We start from the raw sequence: 18,789 nt of genomic DNA, 5'->3' as shown, positions 1-18,789 counted from the left end.
CGCAATTCTTACAGTACTTCCCTACTCCTTCCAAACGAACACCCACGGGAAAAGCATCTCAAGAAATTAAAGAGCAGAATCCTTACAGAAAAATCATACAGTGGTTCGATCAGGGAAACTCAATCGATATTTTTGTTGAAATGAAAGACAGCGAACGTATTGATAACCTATACAAAGTAGATGGTTTGTATGGTTTAGTAAAGAAGCTATTCCCACAGGCTGGCGAAAAAGAAAATGCTTTACTGATGGAATTTGTTTTACATGGACTTGCAGCACATTCTTTAATCAGTAAAAAAACTATTGAAGGTCAAATTAGATTTAATGACCTCATTGGCAGCATGATGAATTTTAGCGACGAAGAATAACCCTACTTTTTTACTTTTATCCTCTCCTATAGATGAGTACGCAATACCCTGCTGTCGCCTGGAGCAATGGCACCAATATATACGAAGTAAACATACGACAATACACCAAAGAAGGCACATTCAAAAGCTTCCAGGACCATCTTCCCAGACTTAAAGAAATGGGTGTCGAAATACTTTGGTTAATGCCCATTACACCCATTAGCCAAGAAAAGAAAAAAGGTTCGCTGGGCAGTTATTATGCTTGTAGTAGTTATGTGGAAATTAATCCGGAATTTGGCAATAAAGATGATTTCAGAGATCTGGTAAACGAAGCGCATAAACTTGGTTTCAAATTAATAATTGACTGGGTGGCTAACCATACCGGCTGGCAACACGAATGGACAAAAAATGATGGCTGGTATATTAAAAATGCGAAGGGGGATTTTACAGAAATACATGGTTGGGACGATGTAATTGATCTGAATTACGAAAGCGAAGAAATGCAAACCGCTATGATAGAGGCCATGAAATATTGGGTAGGCGAATTCGATATTGACGGATTTCGCTGCGATATGGCACATTTGGTACGCTTAGATTTTTGGCACAAAACGCGTAACGCCTGTGAAACGATAAAGTCATTGTTTTGGCTGGGAGAATGTGATCAAGACAATTATAGTGAAGTCTTTGACGCAACTTATGCCTGGCGCTGGATGCACGCGACAGAAACATTTGTAAAAGACGCCAATAAATGGCCTGATATAAAAGAGGCTTTATCACAATATCGCGATCTACCACGACAAGCACAAAAATTATATTTCACATCCAACCACGACGAGAATAGCTGGAATGGAACCGAATATGAAAAATATGGAATGCCTTTAGCCAAGAACTTGGCCGTATTTAGCTGCCTGTTCCCTGGTATACCTTTAATATATAGCGGGCAAGAACTTCCTAATTATAAACGTCTATTGTTTTTTGATAAGGACGAAATAGATTGGTCATCACATTCAAAACCACAGCTACAGGATTTTTATCAAACCTTGCTGGCTGTCCGCAAAAAGAATAAAGCTTTCGAACTCGATGCACAATTTACTGAAATTCAAGACTATGATAAGGCCTACGGTTTCTTTCTTGAAAAAGAAAACCATAAAGCGATGGTTATTTTTAACTTTTCCACTTCGGAAAAATTAAAAATAAATTATACAAATGATGAGCTACCTGGAGACTACTACCAACTTTTCTCGGGTATTACCTTTAGACTCAAAAAAGAAGAAACGTTTGAAATTTTACCTAATGATTTTTTGGTATATGTATCAAGATTATAAGCAGATCTCCTTTTCCATTAAGTATAGTAACAATTATTGAGTTATTTTTGCAGCATGACCTTACAATTCATTTGCAAAAAATTCGAAGCACTCTCTTTGATTGAACTCTATCGTATTTTACAAATACGCAATCAGGTCTTTTATGTAGAACAAAGATGTGATGATTTGGATTTAGATGATCGCGATCAACAATCCTATCATTTATCGATTTACGATGGAGACATTCTCTGTGGTTATGCAAGATTGTTACCGCCCGGACTGGCATATAAAGAAATGTCTATAGGACGGGTAGCCGTTTCCCTTACTTATCGTGGAAAAAATATTGGAAGACAATTAATGGAGGTATCCATTGAGGAGTGTTATGCCCTATTTGGAAAAACGGACATAAAAATAAGCGGGCAGCTTTATTTACAAAAATTCTACGAATCATTGGGTTTTGAAAAAATAAGTGAGGTGTATTTAGAGGCAGGAATAGAACATATAAAAATGAAGAAAACTAATTATGAAACAGTTTAACGTTCCTAATATATATCGCAGTTCTTTAATCAGTGCTATTAAAAATAAACGGCGCATTGATGATAAACTAAAAAAAGACTTTTCTCCTACCCTGTTGGATTTTGGAGTAGTACAATTATATTTAGCCAGACATTTCGGCTTTTGTTATGGTGTTGAAAATGCCATCGAAATTGCCTTTAATATCATTGACGATAATCCCGGAAAGCAGATTTATTTGTTAAGTGAAATGATTCATAACCCACAGGTAAACGCGGATTTAGCTAGCCGTGGTGTAAAGTTTCTACAGGATACCTACGGCAAACAGCTTGTACCGTTTGAAGATATTTCTAAAGAAGATATAGTTGTAATCCCGGCGTTCGGTACCACTTTAGAAACAGAAGCATTATTAAAGGCAAAAGGTATTCCTACCGAAAAATATAATACCACTTGTCCTTTTGTAGAAAAAGTGTGGAACCGTAGCGAACAAATCGCCCGCAAAAACTTTAGCATAGTTGTACATGGCAAACCGCGCCATGAAGAAACACGTGCTACCTTTTCTCATGCTTCGGCGAAAACACCCACAGTAATTGTAAATGACATGGAAGAGGCCGTGGCCCTGGCTCAGTATATCACAAATAAAAAAAATCCCGAAGAATTTTATATCCAATTCAAGGAAAAATATTCCGATAACTTTTCTGTCGAAAAAGATTTAAAAAGAATTGGTGTAGTTAACCAAACGACTCAGCTGGCGAGTGAAACTCAAGCTATATCGGACTTTCTAAAACAGACAATTAAAACACACTATCAATTGTCAGAAGAAAATATTGGCGAACACTTTGCGGACACCCGCGATACTTTATGTTATGCCACCAACGACAATCAGTCGGCTGTTAGTGGCATGTTAAATATCGAAGCAGACCTCGCAATTGTTGTGGGTGGCTATAATAGCAGCAATACCTCGCATTTGGTAGAATTGTGTAGCGAGAAATTTTCCACCTATTTTATTAATAGTGCAGAAAAAATTATTTCAAAAAATCAAATAGAAACCTGCAACTGGAAAACAAAAGAAATAACCACCGTCAATAACTTCTTACCTGTGAAATCACCTGTAAAAATTTTACTTACCAGCGGTGCTAGCTGCCCGGATGCGGTGGTTGAAGAGGTAATTAACAAAATATTATTTCTTTATAACTCCGTTTCTATGCTTGAGAAAATGACAACGTCATTTTTGTAAACTAACTTATAACATTTATCTGATTGTTTCTACGAGGAGGTTTATTACTTTTGCAGCAGCTTTTCATTACCCTACAATTTTGTCGATAATTGTATTTATATAGTGATTAAGCATAATTTATTTATTCTTTAGTAATATAAATGCGTATTTAATAGATACGTTCCGATGAAAATACACTTGACCCACTTTCCCAAAAAACATTTTCTGACTTTAGCTTTATTTATAATCCTCAGTTTTTGCGGGAAGGCTCAGTCAATTCTTATCAAAGGATATGTGTACGACTCTCTTAGTGGCGCACCCGTTCCTAATGTGAGTGTTTTCTTTAAGGGTTCGTTTGGCGTATTGACTGATTCAACAGGACACTATAGCCTTATTGCTTCAAAAATCGTTTCAAAAGATCCAAACATACAGTATACTTATGTTGGATATAAAACATTTTCCGAAAAGATAAACTTCGATATAAAAGAGCAAACAGTGAATGTAAAACTCTTACCAACTTCCGACAAATTACAAGACGTAGTCGTAAAAGAAAAAAAAGAGAAATACAGAAATAAAGACAACCCAGCTGTTGAGCTGATAAAAAAGATAATCGCCCACAGAGATGAAAACAAAATGACTGCTTACAATACGGCTAAATATAGTGAATATGAAAAAATGGTTTTATCTGTAAGTAATTTCCCCAAAAAGATTTCGGATAAGAAATACTTCAAGCAATATCAATTTTTATTGAATAATGTCGACACCACTAAGGTGCCAGGAGAGAAATTGATGCCTATCTATTTAGATGAAACTAGTTCAGAGAACTATTATCAAAAGTCACCCACTAAGACTAAAAAAATTATTATCGGCAAAAACAGGGTAAACTTTGGCGAATATTTCGATACGCGGGGTATTGGCAAATACCTTGCGAGTCTTTATCAAGACGTCAATATTTACGATAATGACATTCCCCTTTTTGGTACACAGTTCTTAAGTCCAATTGCCAATTCGGCACCAGCATTTTACCGATTTTTTATTGTCGATACTGTAGAGAAAAATGGCAATAAATTAGTGCACATGTCTTTTTTCCCACGCAATTCACAGAATATCCTTTTCAGAGGCAATTTATATGTTACCCTGGACGGACATTATTCGGTAGAAAAAATCAACTTATATTCTCCTAATAAAATCAACCTTAATCTTTTAAAACAATTAAGCATTTCATTAGATTATCAAAAACAACCTGATGGAAAATATCTTTTAATAAAAAGTGATTTGATAGGCAGTTTTGGTGTATTTAAAAAAGGCCTAGGTGTATTCAGTGAACGTCTGGTTTCCTATGATAATTTTAAAACCAATGTGACAATTCCTGCCGGCACCTTCAATGGCCCCACGGAAGTGGTACAAGATTCTGCGAATAACAAGCCTCCAACATTTTGGGCTAATAGCCGTATCGGAAATTTATCGGCGGCTGAATCTAAAGTGATAAAAAACATCGATAGTTTACAAAAGATGAAATCTTTTAGAACCGCGATGGATTGGACTTCTTTTGTTACCACAGGCTACAAACAAGCTGGTCCACTAGAAATAGGCCCGATTAATACTTTTTATAGTTTTAACCCCGTGGAAGGATCACGCGCTAGATTAGGTGGTCGAACCACTCCAAAATTCAGCCACTCTTATTATTTAGAGGGTTATGGTGCTTACGGGTTCACCGATCAGAAATGGAAATATTTTGGAAGCGCTACCTACTCTTTTACACATAAACCCACTTATATTTTTCCACAACATTTTATAAAAGCCAGCTATTTACATGACACAAAAATACCTGGGCAGGAATTACAGTTTGTTCAGGATGACAACTTCTTATATTCCTTTAAACGCGGTACAAATGATAAATATACCTACAACAATATTTTTCGCCTAGATTATACAAAGGAGTTTGCCAATCATTTTTCCTACAATGTCGATTTGAAATATTGGCAACAATCTCCAGCAGGCAATCTTTATTTCAATTATCCAGCAACCAACAATACTCCGGCTAAGCAAGTCACCAGTATTACTTCCGGAGAAATAGGGATAGATTTACGCTATGCACCTCACGAAGTTTTTTATGAAAATGAAGCTTATCGCGTGCCTTTGGTGAATAAATACCCTGTCCTCGAATTAAGATATTTATTAGGCATAAAAGGGTTACTTAATGGGAATTATAATTATCAAAATATTGAAGCAAATATCTTTAAACGCTTTTATCTTTCGCAGTTTGGCTACACTGATGTCACATTTGACGGCGGATATGTTATTGGAAAATTGCCTTTCCCTTTATTGAATCTGGCACATGCTAACCAAACTTACGCCTACAATTTAGAGTCTTTTAATTTGATGAATTTTATGGAATTCGTAACCGATCATTATGCGAGCCTGATGGTCGACCATTATTTCAATGGATATATTTTGAACAAAATTCCTTTAATTAAAAAATTAAAGTGGCGCAGTGTGATAGAAGGTAAAGCGATGTACGGTGGATTGCGGGATGAAAATAACCCGGCAATCAATACTAGTCAAATGGCATTCCCTATGACTGATGGCCAACCGAGTACTTATGCATTTCAAAAGCAACCTTACTTTGAAGCGGGCGTAGGTATCTATAATATTCTCAAAGTGCTTCGTGTCGATTATATTTGGCGCTTCAGCTATTTAAATCACACTAATATTTCCACTTCGGGTATACGTTTCCGTCTGAAATTTAATTTTTAAATAGCTCGTCGAAGATAAGGTCGAAGCGTAGTAATATAGAGGACTTTTGAACTATAGGCTTTCCAAAACCATTATTTTTTCGAATACCGACTCATATTCCTTTTCAGCATTAGAGAAATCAGCTAATACAGTAGCATATCTTTTTTCCAAGGTCTGAAATCTGTCAGCTACGGCATATATCTCCGGATTTGTCATTTCCGATTCTATCGCTGCTTTTTCTTGGCTAAACTGATTGATTTGTTCTTCCAGCTTTTCTAGCTGGCGTTGGAATTTTTGTAACTCTTTTTTTTGATCCCTGTCTAGATTATTATTTACTGGTTCCTGTTTTTTGGTTTCAGGTCTCGTCACCGCTACAACTTCTTTAGGGAGCTTTTTTTCCGGTACAGCATTTTCCTTTTCTCGTTTTGCCATCAGCTCTTTCCAATCCATGTATTCTGCATAAGTCCCTTTAAATTCTTTTATTTCGTGGTCAATGATTTCCCAAATTTTATTGGCTGTTTTAGAGATAAAATATCTATCGTGGCTCACAAAAATCAAACTGCCTTCGTATTTGTTCAGAGCTTGGGCTAATAAATCTACCGAATGCATATCCAAGTGGTTGGTCGGTTCATCGAGCATTAAAAAGTTAGATTTGCTGGCAATTACCTTTGCCAAGGCTACACGTGCTTTTTCTCCACCACTCAGAATTTTTATCTTTTTATCAATATCATCACCGCCAAACATAAAACCCCCTAACATGCTACGCAATTCAATATCTGTTTTACCACTACCGCAAAGCTGCATCTCCTCCAGAATAGTGTGGTCTAAATTTAAACTTTCCAGCTGATGCTGCGCATAAAAACTCTCTTCTACATTATGCCCCCAAACCCTTTGCCCTTCGAACTTTTCCGCACCGGCAATAATGCGTAATAAAGTAGATTTTCCTTTACCATTAGCGCCAATTAAAGCGATTTTATCACCCCGGTCAATTTCAGCAGAAGCGTTCTTTACAATAATGTTTTCGCCAAAACTTTTAGATACATTTTTAAGGGTGGCCAAAATTTTCCCGGGCTGTTTATCTATCTGAAAATTGATGCGCAAGTTGGGCCTTTCAATTTCTACCTGTTCTATTCTGTCAATTTTATCCAGTCGTTTCATTGCCGATTGCGCTTGTGCAGCCTTGGTCGCTTTGGCACGAAAGCGTTCAATAAACCGCTCTTCTCTTCTAATATATTCTTGTTGATTTTCGTAAGCCCGCTGTTGCATTTCTATACGCAATTCTTTTTCTGCTTCGTAAAATTCGTAGTTGCCGGTATAAATATGTAGTTGCTGTTGATACAACTCTACAATTTTATTGACCATTCTGTTCAAAAAAAACTTATCATGGGAAACGATCACTACGCTTCCTTTATAGCTCTGCAAGTATTTTTCCAGCCATTCGATGGAAGGCAAATCTAAGTGGTTGGTAGGCTCATCCAGCAATAGAACATCGGGCTGTTGCAAGATCATCTTAGCTAATAAGACACGCATACGCCAGCCCCCACTAAATATTTTATAAGGCTTCCCAATATCTTCATTGCTAAATCCAAGCCCATGCAACACTTCTTCGGTTTTATATTGAATATTGTAACCATCCAATACATCCATTTCGTGCAGATAATCGGTAAATGTCTCCAATAATTTCTCGTCTTCCTTTTGTTCTAACTCATTGCTGAGGCGTTCAATTTCTTTTTCCAAAAAACGAACACGCTCAAAAGCACCCATTGCCACTTCCAAAATGCTTTCGTTAGTGTCAAAGCTCAGTAAATCCTGATGCAGATAACCAATCGTGGTGCTCTTACTTTGCTCAACTGTACCCACGCTCGGAGAATATTGACCTACAATCACCTTCAGCAAGGTAGATTTGCCCGTGCCATTATAACCAATCAAACCGATGCGATCGCCAGCGTGTATATGCCAAGTGGCATCAGAAACAATGACACGCGCGCCAAATTCAAAAGTTACATTATTTAACCCTACTAACATTTTCTATCTTTTTTCGAAGCGCAAAGGTAAGGAATGTGTAGTAGGATTTGAGATTTTAGAATCGAGAAATATGTTTTGAGCAATGGCATTATTGCTTAAACGTCAGAATACCAGAAGAATCAGCGCGTAATATAGCATCTGCAATGGTACCTGAAAAATCTATAGAGTACCGTTCATTACTTTTTTCCTCATATACTTTCGGATATATAACAAACCAATTGACACTTATGACATATATTGGCGCAACTATCGTCCTCGAAGCCGACGATGGCATTTCATATTATACGCTTCTTGTTTGCAACTCTTTAAAAGTAAAAGGATTGACCAAAACTAGTCCACCTGTAGTGATTGTTTTTTTATAGCTCAGCCTCCGACACGAAGACAACTAACTTTTGCCAGATCGTTTTCTCTCACTTTTGTCATCTAAAATTCGAAGATTAAAACCTTGCACAAAAAGCACGCATGCCAGCTCAATAGCGGGGACAATAAACATTAAGGTCATTTTTAATAATAATTGTAACTTTAGTGAACGAACCATTCATTCAAGACCAATGGGTTTCAAAATCAAAGTGAATGCAAGCATTGACATCAAATATGGAGCTTTTCATGTGCCATAGCCTCCTTTCCAAACCTTACCGTTTGTTGTCCAGGACGACTCCACACGCTCTACGGTCAGTCCCTGACCTGAACTTAATTTGCACAAAATTTTTAAATTATGTTGATGGTTTTATAAGAAGAACAGTTTTTCTTCTTAGCCTAATTTACCAATATCTCAATGAACTATTTAATATAAGTAGACAAAAAAAATTAAAAACAACTGGTCGCGTAGATCCCATCCAGTAAAGATGGATGATTTTACGCTCCGTTTATAAAAACTCCTTATGAAAAAGATTAGGATCTTATCAATTGATGGAGGGGGAATCAGAGGCATCATTCCCGGTGTCATACTCCGATATATGGAAACACAACTGCAGAGGAAAGGAGACAGTAGCAAAAAAATTGGGGACTATTTCGATTTTATTGCCGGAACCAGCACGGGCGGCATTTTGGCCTGTTGTTACCTTATGCAAAAAGGCACTTCCGGGCGAGCAAAATATTCCGCTGAAGAAGCACTAGATATGTATTTAAAAGAAGGAAGTGCCATTTTTCATCAGACATTTACACATAAACTTTTATCTGGATTCGGCTTCATAGATGAAAAATACAATAACTTCTCGTTGATAGATAATTTACAATCTTTCTTTGGAGAAGAAATGTTACAAACATTTATAAAACCTTGCCTTATTACTTCTTATAATATCACTGAAAGAAATGCTCATTTTTTTAACAGTGCAGAAGCAAATGATCCAATCTACAACTTTAAAGTAAAAGATGTCGCCAGAGCAACTTCTGCAGCTCCTACCTACTTTGAACCTGCTTCTATTGAATCTGAATCCGGCCAGAAATTTTCATTAATTGATGGCGGTATGTTTGCTAATAATCCTGCTTTATGTGCCTATGCCGAGGTGCGTAAAATAGATTTTTCAAAAATTTTAAACAGGCCTGATAAACCAAAATTCCCATCGGCAAAAGACATGATGATTGTCTCACTGGGTACAGGAAGTGTGGAAAAGCCCTATTATTTTAAAGATTTTAAAGACGCGGGCGAATTGAAATGGCTTAGTCCTATTATTGATATTTTAATGTCCGCCAATGCAGAAACAGTTGATTATCAGTTGATGCAAATATATAAAACGCTTAAGCCAAGAGACCAACAAGATTATTACCGACTGAAGCCCGCTTTAGGCGAAGCACTTTCTGATATGGATGACGCCACAACCAATAACATCGAGAATCTTAAACAGGCAGGATTATTATTTATCAACAAAAATGAAATTTTTTTAGATGAAATTATCGATAAAATTTTAGAAAACGATTAAAGTAAACAGTATCTGGGTTTTCAAAAAAAATTATGAAAGCAAATGCAATTGAAGGCGTTGTGAACCACCACCCACGGCAGAGCCGACGGGTTGAACTTCAGAGGTCGCAGACTTACCTAATAATGTTAACGCTCTACTCCGTTTTTGTTTATTGTTCTGGTTAGTTCCTAAACCAGACAGTATTTTTCGACCTTGTTTGTCGCCTACATCCCATCCACGCTAAGGCGATGGATGGGTGGACGCTCCTTTTTATAAAAATTTTGAACCTTCTAATATCTCTAAAAATATACGGGCAATGAATGTAAATCAGTGAGGTCATCAATCTTTTGTTACCACGCCCAAAGGCCAAATAACTTTTCCATAAACTTCATTCAGTACTTGTGCCAAACCAGCGTAAACAGCCGATAGTCCACAGATAATTCCTTCGTAGCCAGCAATTTTGCCAATCATTTCATTTCCGGAAAACTCTGCACAAGCCAACAGAATAAACAGAATTGTTAGGGAGCCGAAAACAAATTGTAATGCTTTATTGAGCCTAAAAGTTCCCACATACATCACTAATGTAAATAATCCCCACATTGAAAGATAAACACCCAATGTATTGCCACTTTCAGGTATGGCGTCCCACCAACCAATTTTAGGCAACACTAGTAATCCTACAAATGTCAACCAGAAGAATCCATAGGATATAAAGGCTGTACAGGCAAAAGTATTGCCTTTTTTCCACTCCATTATTCCTGCAATTACCTGCGCAATGCCGCCATAAAAAATACCCATTGCCAATATCATACTGCTGATAGGTACAAAGCCCGCATTGTGTACATTAAGTAAAACCGTCGTCATACCAAAACCAAGTAAACCGAGCGCAGCCGGGTTTCCGGTAGAGTCTATTTTAATAGTTTCATTTTGCATAGAAATGTATTTTTAACATTAAATATATGCATTATTTCAAATAAAATTATTTTTCATCCAACTTCTTTTTTCTCAATTTTTTCCCAACCGGACAATTCGCATCATGTGCACCAGATAAGTATCCTGTACTCATCAAAAACTCATTTACAATTTCACCACCGGTAAACTTAAAAGTTTTCTTAAACAACTTTGTCCATTGCTCCTTTGTCTTTGGGTGATGGTGGTCTATCCATTTTTTGAATGAACCGTGCTCTTTTTGCAATAACTGAATTATTTTGGCATTTTCGATCGCAGCATTTATTTTTAACCTATTTCGAATAATACCGGCATCATTCATTAGTCTTTCAAAGTCTTTCTCCCCATATTTTGCTATTTTTTTTATAGAAAACTGATGATAAGCCTTACGAAAGTTTTGTTCCTTATTTAAGATGGTTGTCCAGGAAAGCCCAGCTTGATTGATTTCCATAATCAATCGGCCAAACAATTCATCGTCATCTTCGATAGGAAATCCATAATAATTGTCGTGATAATTCTTATGAATTAAATCTTTTTTTTCTGTAATAGATTGGACAAAAGTGCAATAACTCATCGCGTGAAATTTAGCTTCAAATATAAAGACTATTCCTCTTAAAAAATTACCTATTCCATCGCCAAAATTAATAGGAACATAGCGCAAACGTTTGCAACAGATATCAACCTTTATTAATATTTAAATTATCTTTACGGCTCCAAAAATCTTTCATTATAAAATATCCTTATGAATCTCGCCGACTCTTTTGAGAAAATTTCCGTAAAAATTTTTGCGACACCATCCGATGGTGCAATTGAAGTAGCCAATCAGATGGCTGCACTCATTAAAGATAAACAGTCTAAAAATGAGCAATGTGTATTAGGGCTCGCTACAGGCTCTACTCCTATTAAGTTATATGCGGAATTAGTACGACTCCACAAAGAAGAAAATCTCAGTTTTAAAAATGTGATTACTTTTAATTTGGATGAATATTACCCGATTGAGAAAGATTCTATTAATAGCTATTGGTCATTTATGCATCAACATCTTTTTAATCATGTAGATATTGATCCGGCTAACATACACATCCCAAATGGGGAATGGCCCAAAGAAGAAATAAGGAAATATTGTGAAAAATATGAAACAACAATTGAAAAAGCAGGAGGAATTGATTTTCAAATATTAGGTATTGGTAATAATGGCCATATTGGGTTTAATGAACCTGGTTCAAGCATTCTGTCTAAAACGCGTTTATTGGTTTTAGAGAGCTCCACAAGAATTGCAAATAGTCGCGATTTTGCGAACCTTTCTAAAGTCCCGAAACTTGCTATTAGTATGGGTTTGAATACCATTCTTAAAGCAAAAAAAATAGTATTAATGGCTTGGGGCAACAAAGCCTCCATCGTTGCAAAGTCAGTAGAGGGGAAAATTACCGATCAAGTGCCTGCTAGCTTCTTACAGCAGCATGACGATTGTACATTTGTGATAGATGAAATGGCAGCGAATGACTTAACTCGCTTTAAATCACCTTGGTTGTCTAGTAGCATCGAATGGACCGACGCAATGATCAAACGCGCTGTAGTAAATATGTCATTAAAATTGCAAAAACCAATTTTGAGTCTTTCAGACGTAGATTATAATGAAAATGGTTTGGGTGATTTATTGGTGGAGAAAGGCGATGCATACGAAATAAACCTTCAGGTTTATTATATGTTACGCGACAGCATAACAGGCTGGCCCGGCGGTAAGCCAAATGTGATTATAGAAAAACATCCGGAAAGAAGCACTCCCTATCCAAAAACTTGTTTAATCTTCTCTCCACACCCTGATGACGATATTATTTCTATGGGGGGTACTTTTATGCGCTTGCAAGATCAAGGGCATAATGTACATGTCGCTTATCAAACGAGTGGGAATATTGCTGTTACAGACGAATTTGTAACGCGATTTTTGGACTTCGCCGCAGGCTTTGAGGATTTGATTGGTACCGATGCCACTGAAAGCAAAAAGATATTAGCGGAGGCACAATCGTTCATTGCCGATAAGAAGAAAAATGAATTAGATACGCCTATAATACGCTCTGTAAAAGGATTGATTCGCCGTTGTGAAGCAAAAGCAACAGCGAAATATGTGGGTCTGAAAGATGAGCAGATCCACTTCATGAACCTACCTTTTTACGAAACAGGCGCTATCCAGAAAAAGCCGATGGGAGAAGATGACGTGTTACTTACGATCGAATTGCTTCGTAAGATTAAACCGCAACAGGTTTATTGTGCAGGCGATTTAGCTGATCCACATGGAACACATAAAGTATGTTTAGAAGTCGTATTTGAAAGTTTGAGAAGATTAAAAGAAGCCGGGGACGAATGGCTTAAAGACTGCTGGCTTTGGTTGTACAAAGGCGCTTGGCAAGAATGGGACATTACCGAGATAGAAATGGCTATTCCTATGAGCCCGGATCAAGTAAGGAAAAAACGCTATGGTATTTTCATACATCAATCACAAAAAGATTCGGTTCCTTTTCAAGGCAGTGATAGCCGTGAATTCTGGCAACGTGCCGAAGAGCGTAACACCAATACGGCACAACTTTACGCACATTTAGGATTAACACAATATGCAGCTATGGAGGCTTTTGTAAGATGGCATTACTAGCAGCTTAACATAATATTATTTTACTCATATATAGTGAACTGGTTAAAAATCAGTTCACTATTTTGTTTTCCACAAGTCGGAGCGTTACTATACTTCCCGACAGTAAGTTGCATTGATTTATTGAACAAAAGCGTAGAAATAAAAGTTATTTTTGTAGTTATTATGAAGCATTTAATTAAGTATCTCAGCAGATATAAAGGGTTAATTTTAATCGCACTCCTATTGGCGGCGGTAAATCAAATTTTCTCCTTGCTTAACCCTTACATTTTGGGGAACTTGTTAATCGATCCTTATGCCAACAAAGCAGCAACCTTTAGAGCAGCCGGTGAAAGCAGTAAATATTTTCATGGTGTTGTTCTTGGCCTGTTAATGATTATTGGAGCGGCCATGGCCTCACGTATCGCAAAAGCTTTTCAAGATTATGTGGTCAATGTAGTCATACAAAAATTTGGTGCACAAATTTATACGGATGGCTTACAGCACGCGTTGAGGCTGCCTTATCAAGACTTTGAAGACCAACGCAGCGGCGAAACTTTATCTGTACTTACACAGGTAAGATTAGATTGTGAAAAATTTATCACCAACTTCATCAATGTACTCTTTGCGACACTCGTAGGCCTCGTATTTGTTGTCATTGTTGCTTATAGACTGAGCCCGATGTTGCCCTTAATTTATCTGGTGGGCGCCATTGTATTATCTTTTCTTACTAGTTTTTTGAGTAAAAAGATAAAGGTCATTCAACGAAGTATATTGAATAAGACTAATTCTTTAGCCGGATCTACCACCGAATCGTTGCGCAATATTGAACTGGTGAAAAGCCTGGGACTTACCCATCAAGAGATCAAGCGGCTGAATGACACGACGATGAAAATCTTAGGACTCGAATTAAAAAAAGTAAAAAGTCTAAGATCCATCAGTTTTATGCAGGGAACATTCGTCAATTTTCTGCAACAATGCATTATGTTCTCTTTACTGTTCTTTATATTCAAAGATAAAATTACAGTCGGCCAGTTAATGATGATGCAGTTTTATTCTTTCTTTATTTTTGGGCCTTTGCAAGAGTTAGGCAATATCATATTGTCCTACAGAGAAGCAGAAGCTTCGATGATAAATTTTCAAGAATTGATGAAACGTGATGTAGAATACCAGCCACCACATCCGGCGAAAATCCATGGTATTCACGACTTAAGATTTAAGGGTGTAAACTTTAAGCATCAATCAGCTACCAAGCCGGCATTGGAGGAGATTTCTTTTGAGGTAAAACGAGGTGAAACGATCGCTTTTGTAGGTCCATCGGGAGCCGGTAAATCAACGCTCGTAAAACTTTTGGTCGGTCTGTATCATCCAACTCGAGGTAAGATTTTTTATAATGATTTTGCTGATGACTCTATTGATTTTGAAATACTGCGGCATCAAATTGGTTTTGTAACACAGGATACACAATTGTTTTCCGGCTCTATACGCGAAAACCTTCTATTTGTAAACCCTGCTGCCACCGATGAGATGATTGAGGATGTCTTACAAAAAGCAGCCGGGTCAAATATTTTAGTGAGAGCGGACAAAGGATTGGATACAGTAATTGGTGAAGGCGGTTTGAAACTTTCAGGCGGAGAAAGACAACGTTTATCTATTGCGCGTGCGCTACTACGCTCACCCAAATTATTGATTTTTGACGAAGCGACTTCTGCATTAGACTCCATTACAGAAGAGGAGATCTCTAAGACCATCAAAAATATTACCGACAAGAAAGAACATATAACCGTGATGATAGCACATCGGCTTTCGACCATTATGTATGCCGACAGAATTTATGTTTTAGAGAAAGGAAATATTGTGGAGACAGGCAATCATCATCAGTTATTAGAAGAAAAGGGATTGTATTACGCTATGTGGCGTCAGCAGATTGGGGAACGAAAAAATGAACCGTTGAACAGCGTTGTCACTATTTAGATGGTATCTATCCTATCCCCTATTTAGAATAAGCTTACATAAAATAATAAACAATGAATCAGGAACCCAATAATACAGCTTCAAGAACCGCATTGTGGAGAGCCCTACATGTTCAAATAGATGCACCGCCCTCCATCCTTAAAGATGAAATAGGTCTTCAGTTAATAGCGCCACAGGCAGGATGGCAGGAGCGTCCCGATATGAAGTTTACCAAACGCCTTCGAGCCTCCATTGTCGCACGTGCCCGCTTTATCGAGGACCTCGCCAGTCAACAAATTGAAAATGGGGCTTGTCAGTATGTTATTCTTGGTTCAGGACTGGACAGCTTCGCCCAGCGAAATCCCGACTTGGCTTCCAAGATTCAGTTATTTGAAATTGACCAACCGGAGACCTTAATTTGGAAGCAGAAGCGATTAATTGAAAGGGGGTTTGGCATACCCGAATATTTACATTTTGTTCCAGTCAATTTTGAAGTCTCCTCATGGTGGGAAGCGTTATTAACATCAGGATTCGACATTACTAAAAGAACTTTTGTTGCTTGTACGGGTGTAAGCCTATACCTTACTAAAGAAACTATTGCCAAAACTTTAAAGCTAATTGCCGGCCTTGCTAAAGGTTCAACACTTGCAATGACATTCTATCTTCCCTTTGATATGCTCGATGAACAAGACAAACCCATGCAGGACATCGCCAACAAAGGGGCACAGGAAGCGGGAACTCCCTTCGTCAGTTTTTTTACGCCACAGGAAATAGTTAAAATGGGCTTCGACGCAGGATTTAAAGAGGTAAGAACATCATCAACCCGTGATATGGAAACACTTTATTTTAAAGATAGAACAGATAACCTAATGCCTGCAAGTGGAGAAATATTTCTCTTGGCATCAACTTAAATCGATCAAAGTAAGCATAGGAAGGACGCTGCATATAACATAAAAATCCCCCGGGCATTTTTAAATACGCGGGGGAATTATTTTTAGTCATGTCCCGTCCTAATAGCGATAGTGTTCCGGCTTGAATGGGCCATCTTTAGGTAATCCTAAATATGTGGACTGAACATCGGTAAGAATATCTAACTCAACGCCAATTTTTGCTAAGTGCAACCTGGCTACTTTTTCATCTAAATGCTTTGGCAATACATATACTTTATTTTCATAAGCATCTGTATTATTCCACAATTCCATTTGAGCCAGGGTCTGATTGGTAAAGGAGTTACTCATCACAAAAGAAGGATGTCCTGTTGCACAACCCAAATTAACTAAACGGCCTTCCGCCAGTAGAATGATGTCTTTTCCATCAATTGTATATAAATCTACTTGAGGCTTAATGGTATTTTTAGTAGACCCATAATTTTTATTCAACCAAGCCATGTCAATTTCAATATCGAAGTGACCAATATTGCAAACAATAGCCTTGTCTTTCATCTGCCTAAATTCCTTTTCAGTGACGATATCACGACAACCAGTAGTGGTAACAATAATATCGGCTTCTTTCACTGCACTGGCCATTTTCTTCACCTCAAAACCCTCCATTGCTGCCTGTAGAGCACAGATAGGATCAATTTCGGTAACGATTACTCTTGCGCCTGCACCACGTAGTGATTCAGCCGAGCCCTTACCCACGTCGCCAAAACCTGCAACTACTGCCACTTTTCCGGCAATCATTACATCTGTAGCGCGACGAATCGCATCTACACAAGATTCGCGACAGCCATATTTATTATCAAATTTAGATTTGGTAACAGAGTCATTTACATTAATAGCAGGCATTGGTAAAGTACCTTTTTGCATGCGTTCGTATAAACGGTGAACACCGGTGGTTGTTTCTTCAGAAAGACCTTTAATTCCCGCAACCAGCTCAGGATATTGATCTAAAACGATGTTGGTTAGATCTCCACCATCATCCAAAATAAGATTCAGGGGTTTGTCTTTACTTCCGAAGAATAAAGTTTGCTCAATACACCAATCTGCTTCTTCCTGCGTTTCGCCTTTCCAAGCGAAAACCGGAACACCTGTCGCAGCAATAGCAGCTGCAGCCTGATCTTGTGTTGAAAAGATGTTGCAAGAACTCCAGCGAACTTCGGCCCCCAAGGCAGTCAAGGTCTCTATCAACACAGCTGTTTGGATGGTCATGTGCAAACAACCGGCGATGCGTGCGCCTTTCAATGGTTGACTTGCGGCATACTCTTTACGCAAGCTCATCAAGCCTGGCATTTCCGCTTCTGCTAAATATATTTCCTTACGACCCCATTGAGCGAGGCTGATATCTGCTACTTTATATGGCAGGTTAAAGTCAATTTTTTCAATTCCTGTAGACATATTTTTTGCTTCTGTTGACATATTGTGAAATAAATTTGAGCAAAAGTAAGGTTTTTGCTCGAGTAATAATTTTGAGGGGGGTTAAAACTATTTTCTGCAAAATAATAAACATTATAACTCAATCAATTGATAATCTAGATGCAAAGTTTCAAATGCTCCTTCTAACCTTTCTTTGTGTGTATCGGTAATAAAAATCTGCGCATCTGTATCCTTACATACTTTCTGTAAAAGATTCATCATTCTATTGGCATCCAATTTTTCAAAAACATCGTCGAGTAACAATATAGGCGCGTGCTTTTTTATTTCTTTTATAGAAAAATATTCTGCCAGCTTCAATGCAAATAACAGACTTTTCCTTTGCCCCTGCGAAGCCAATTGCTTGAATGGATGGTCATTCATTAAGAATAATAGATCATCCTTATGGATACCAGAAGTTGTACGTTGTGCAAATAAATCGCGCTGACGATTATCTTTTAAAAGTTGCAGCATTTTATTTTCGTCGGCCATTTGCGTCTGATAATGAATGTCAACAGCCTCCTGTTTGTCGGCAATAGACTGATATTGGCTCAGTATTAAAGGAATAAAATCTTCTACAAAAATCTTTCTTCTTGAGAGAATGGCTTCACCTTCATGCGCCAATTGTTCATCTAACACATCCAACAAATCATCATGCGACTTTTGTTGCTCAAATAAATTTTTTAGGCAGCTATTTCGCTGCAATAAAATGCGGTTGTAATGGATTAAGTGTTCCAGATAATCCGGATAAATTTGCGACAATAAGGTATCTAAAAACTTCCGGCGTTCCTCACTTACACCCGTAATAAGAGTTGCATCGTCCGGTGCAATCATTACGCATGAAAATTTACCGATATGGTCGGAAAATTTTCTATATT

Annotated in this window: 13 protein-coding genes and 1 pseudogene; 9 read left to right on the top strand and 5 right to left on the bottom strand. The window is 37.6% G+C overall.

The window, feature by feature from the left end:
• The 5 genes and pseudogenes from ACQR30_RS04365 to ACQR30_RS04345 form a co-directional block, all read left to right on the top strand.
• A pseudogene (locus ACQR30_RS04365) lies at nt 1-365 on the top strand (magnesium chelatase); the annotation flags it as partial.
• Between the two features lie 32 nt (nt 366-397).
• A complete protein-coding gene (locus tag ACQR30_RS04360; protein WP_429731800.1) occupies nt 398-1,669 on the top strand; it encodes an alpha-amylase family glycosyl hydrolase in 1,272 nt (423 codons plus the stop codon).
• A gap of 54 nt (nt 1,670-1,723) precedes the next feature.
• Nucleotides 1,724-2,185 carry a GNAT family N-acetyltransferase gene (locus ACQR30_RS04355; RefSeq protein WP_429731797.1) on the top strand — a complete coding sequence of 154 codons (462 nt, stop codon included), beginning with the start codon at nt 1,724-1,726 and terminating at the stop codon, nt 2,183-2,185.
• Nucleotides 2,172-3,398: a 4-hydroxy-3-methylbut-2-enyl diphosphate reductase gene (locus ACQR30_RS04350; protein WP_429731794.1), complete on the top strand. Its 1,227-nt coding sequence runs from the start codon at nt 2,172-2,174 to the stop codon at nt 3,396-3,398. The genes ACQR30_RS04355 and ACQR30_RS04350 overlap by 14 nt, the downstream gene beginning before the upstream one ends.
• A gap of 165 nt (nt 3,399-3,563) precedes the next feature.
• On the top strand, nt 3,564-6,134 hold the full coding sequence (locus ACQR30_RS04345; protein ID WP_429731792.1) for a DUF5686 family protein: 2,571 nt from the start codon (nt 3,564-3,566) through the stop codon (nt 6,132-6,134).
• Nucleotides 6,135-6,185: 51 nt separating this feature from the next.
• Here the strand turns inward: ACQR30_RS04345 and ACQR30_RS04340 are convergent, their stop codons facing one another.
• Nucleotides 6,186-8,138 carry an ABC-F family ATP-binding cassette domain-containing protein gene (locus tag ACQR30_RS04340; RefSeq protein WP_429731789.1) on the bottom strand — a complete coding sequence of 651 codons (1,953 nt, stop codon included), beginning with the start codon at nt 8,136-8,138 and terminating at the stop codon, nt 6,186-6,188.
• An 881-nt stretch (nt 8,139-9,019) separates the two neighbouring features.
• On the opposite strand from ACQR30_RS04340, the gene ACQR30_RS04335 reads away from it, so the two are divergent.
• Nucleotides 9,020-10,057 (top strand): patatin-like phospholipase family protein, encoded by a 1,038-nt coding sequence (locus ACQR30_RS04335; protein WP_429731787.1) that lies wholly within the window; start codon nt 9,020-9,022, stop codon nt 10,055-10,057.
• A gap of 318 nt (nt 10,058-10,375) precedes the next feature.
• On the opposite strand, the gene ACQR30_RS04330 is transcribed toward ACQR30_RS04335, so the two are convergent.
• Nucleotides 10,376-10,969, bottom strand: a complete 594-nt coding sequence (locus ACQR30_RS04330) for an acetate uptake transporter (RefSeq protein ID WP_429731784.1) — start codon at nt 10,967-10,969, stop codon at nt 10,376-10,378.
• A 46-nt stretch (nt 10,970-11,015) separates the two neighbouring features.
• On the bottom strand, nt 11,016-11,558 hold the full coding sequence (locus ACQR30_RS04325; protein ID WP_429731782.1) for a DNA-3-methyladenine glycosylase I: 543 nt from the start codon (nt 11,556-11,558) through the stop codon (nt 11,016-11,018).
• Nucleotides 11,559-11,726: 168 nt separating this feature from the next.
• Between ACQR30_RS04325 and nagB the strand changes: the two genes are divergently transcribed.
• From nagB to ACQR30_RS04310, 3 genes are read left to right on the top strand one after another with little or no spacing between them, the layout of a single operon-like run.
• Nucleotides 11,727-13,631, top strand: coding sequence for a glucosamine-6-phosphate deaminase (nagB, locus tag ACQR30_RS04320; protein ID WP_429731779.1), 1,905 nt, complete (start codon nt 11,727-11,729; stop codon nt 13,629-13,631).
• A 33-nt stretch (nt 13,632-13,664) separates the two neighbouring features.
• On the top strand, nt 13,665-15,581 hold the full coding sequence (locus ACQR30_RS04315; protein ID WP_429731776.1) for an ABC transporter ATP-binding protein: 1,917 nt from the start codon (nt 13,665-13,667) through the stop codon (nt 15,579-15,581).
• 53 nt (nt 15,582-15,634) lie between these two features.
• Nucleotides 15,635-16,471 carry a class I SAM-dependent methyltransferase gene (locus ACQR30_RS04310; RefSeq protein WP_429731773.1) on the top strand — a complete coding sequence of 279 codons (837 nt, stop codon included), beginning with the start codon at nt 15,635-15,637 and terminating at the stop codon, nt 16,469-16,471.
• Between the two features lie 99 nt (nt 16,472-16,570).
• Here ACQR30_RS04310 and ahcY read toward each other — a convergent pair whose 3' ends face one another.
• Both ahcY and recF read right to left on the bottom strand, forming a co-directional pair.
• Nucleotides 16,571-17,896, bottom strand: coding sequence for an adenosylhomocysteinase (ahcY, locus tag ACQR30_RS04305; RefSeq protein ID WP_429731770.1), 1,326 nt, complete (start codon nt 17,894-17,896; stop codon nt 16,571-16,573).
• A gap of 111 nt (nt 17,897-18,007) precedes the next feature.
• A partial coding sequence (gene recF, locus ACQR30_RS04300) for a DNA replication/repair protein RecF (RefSeq protein WP_429731767.1) occupies nt 18,008-18,789 on the bottom strand: 782 nt, incomplete at its 5' end.

This window comes from Arachidicoccus sp. (assembly GCF_050436765.1).
GTDB lineage: Bacteria > Bacteroidota > Bacteroidia > Chitinophagales > Chitinophagaceae > Arachidicoccus.
Note: the sequence above shows the minus strand (reverse complement) of the source record. Positions and strands in the feature narration are given on the sequence as shown.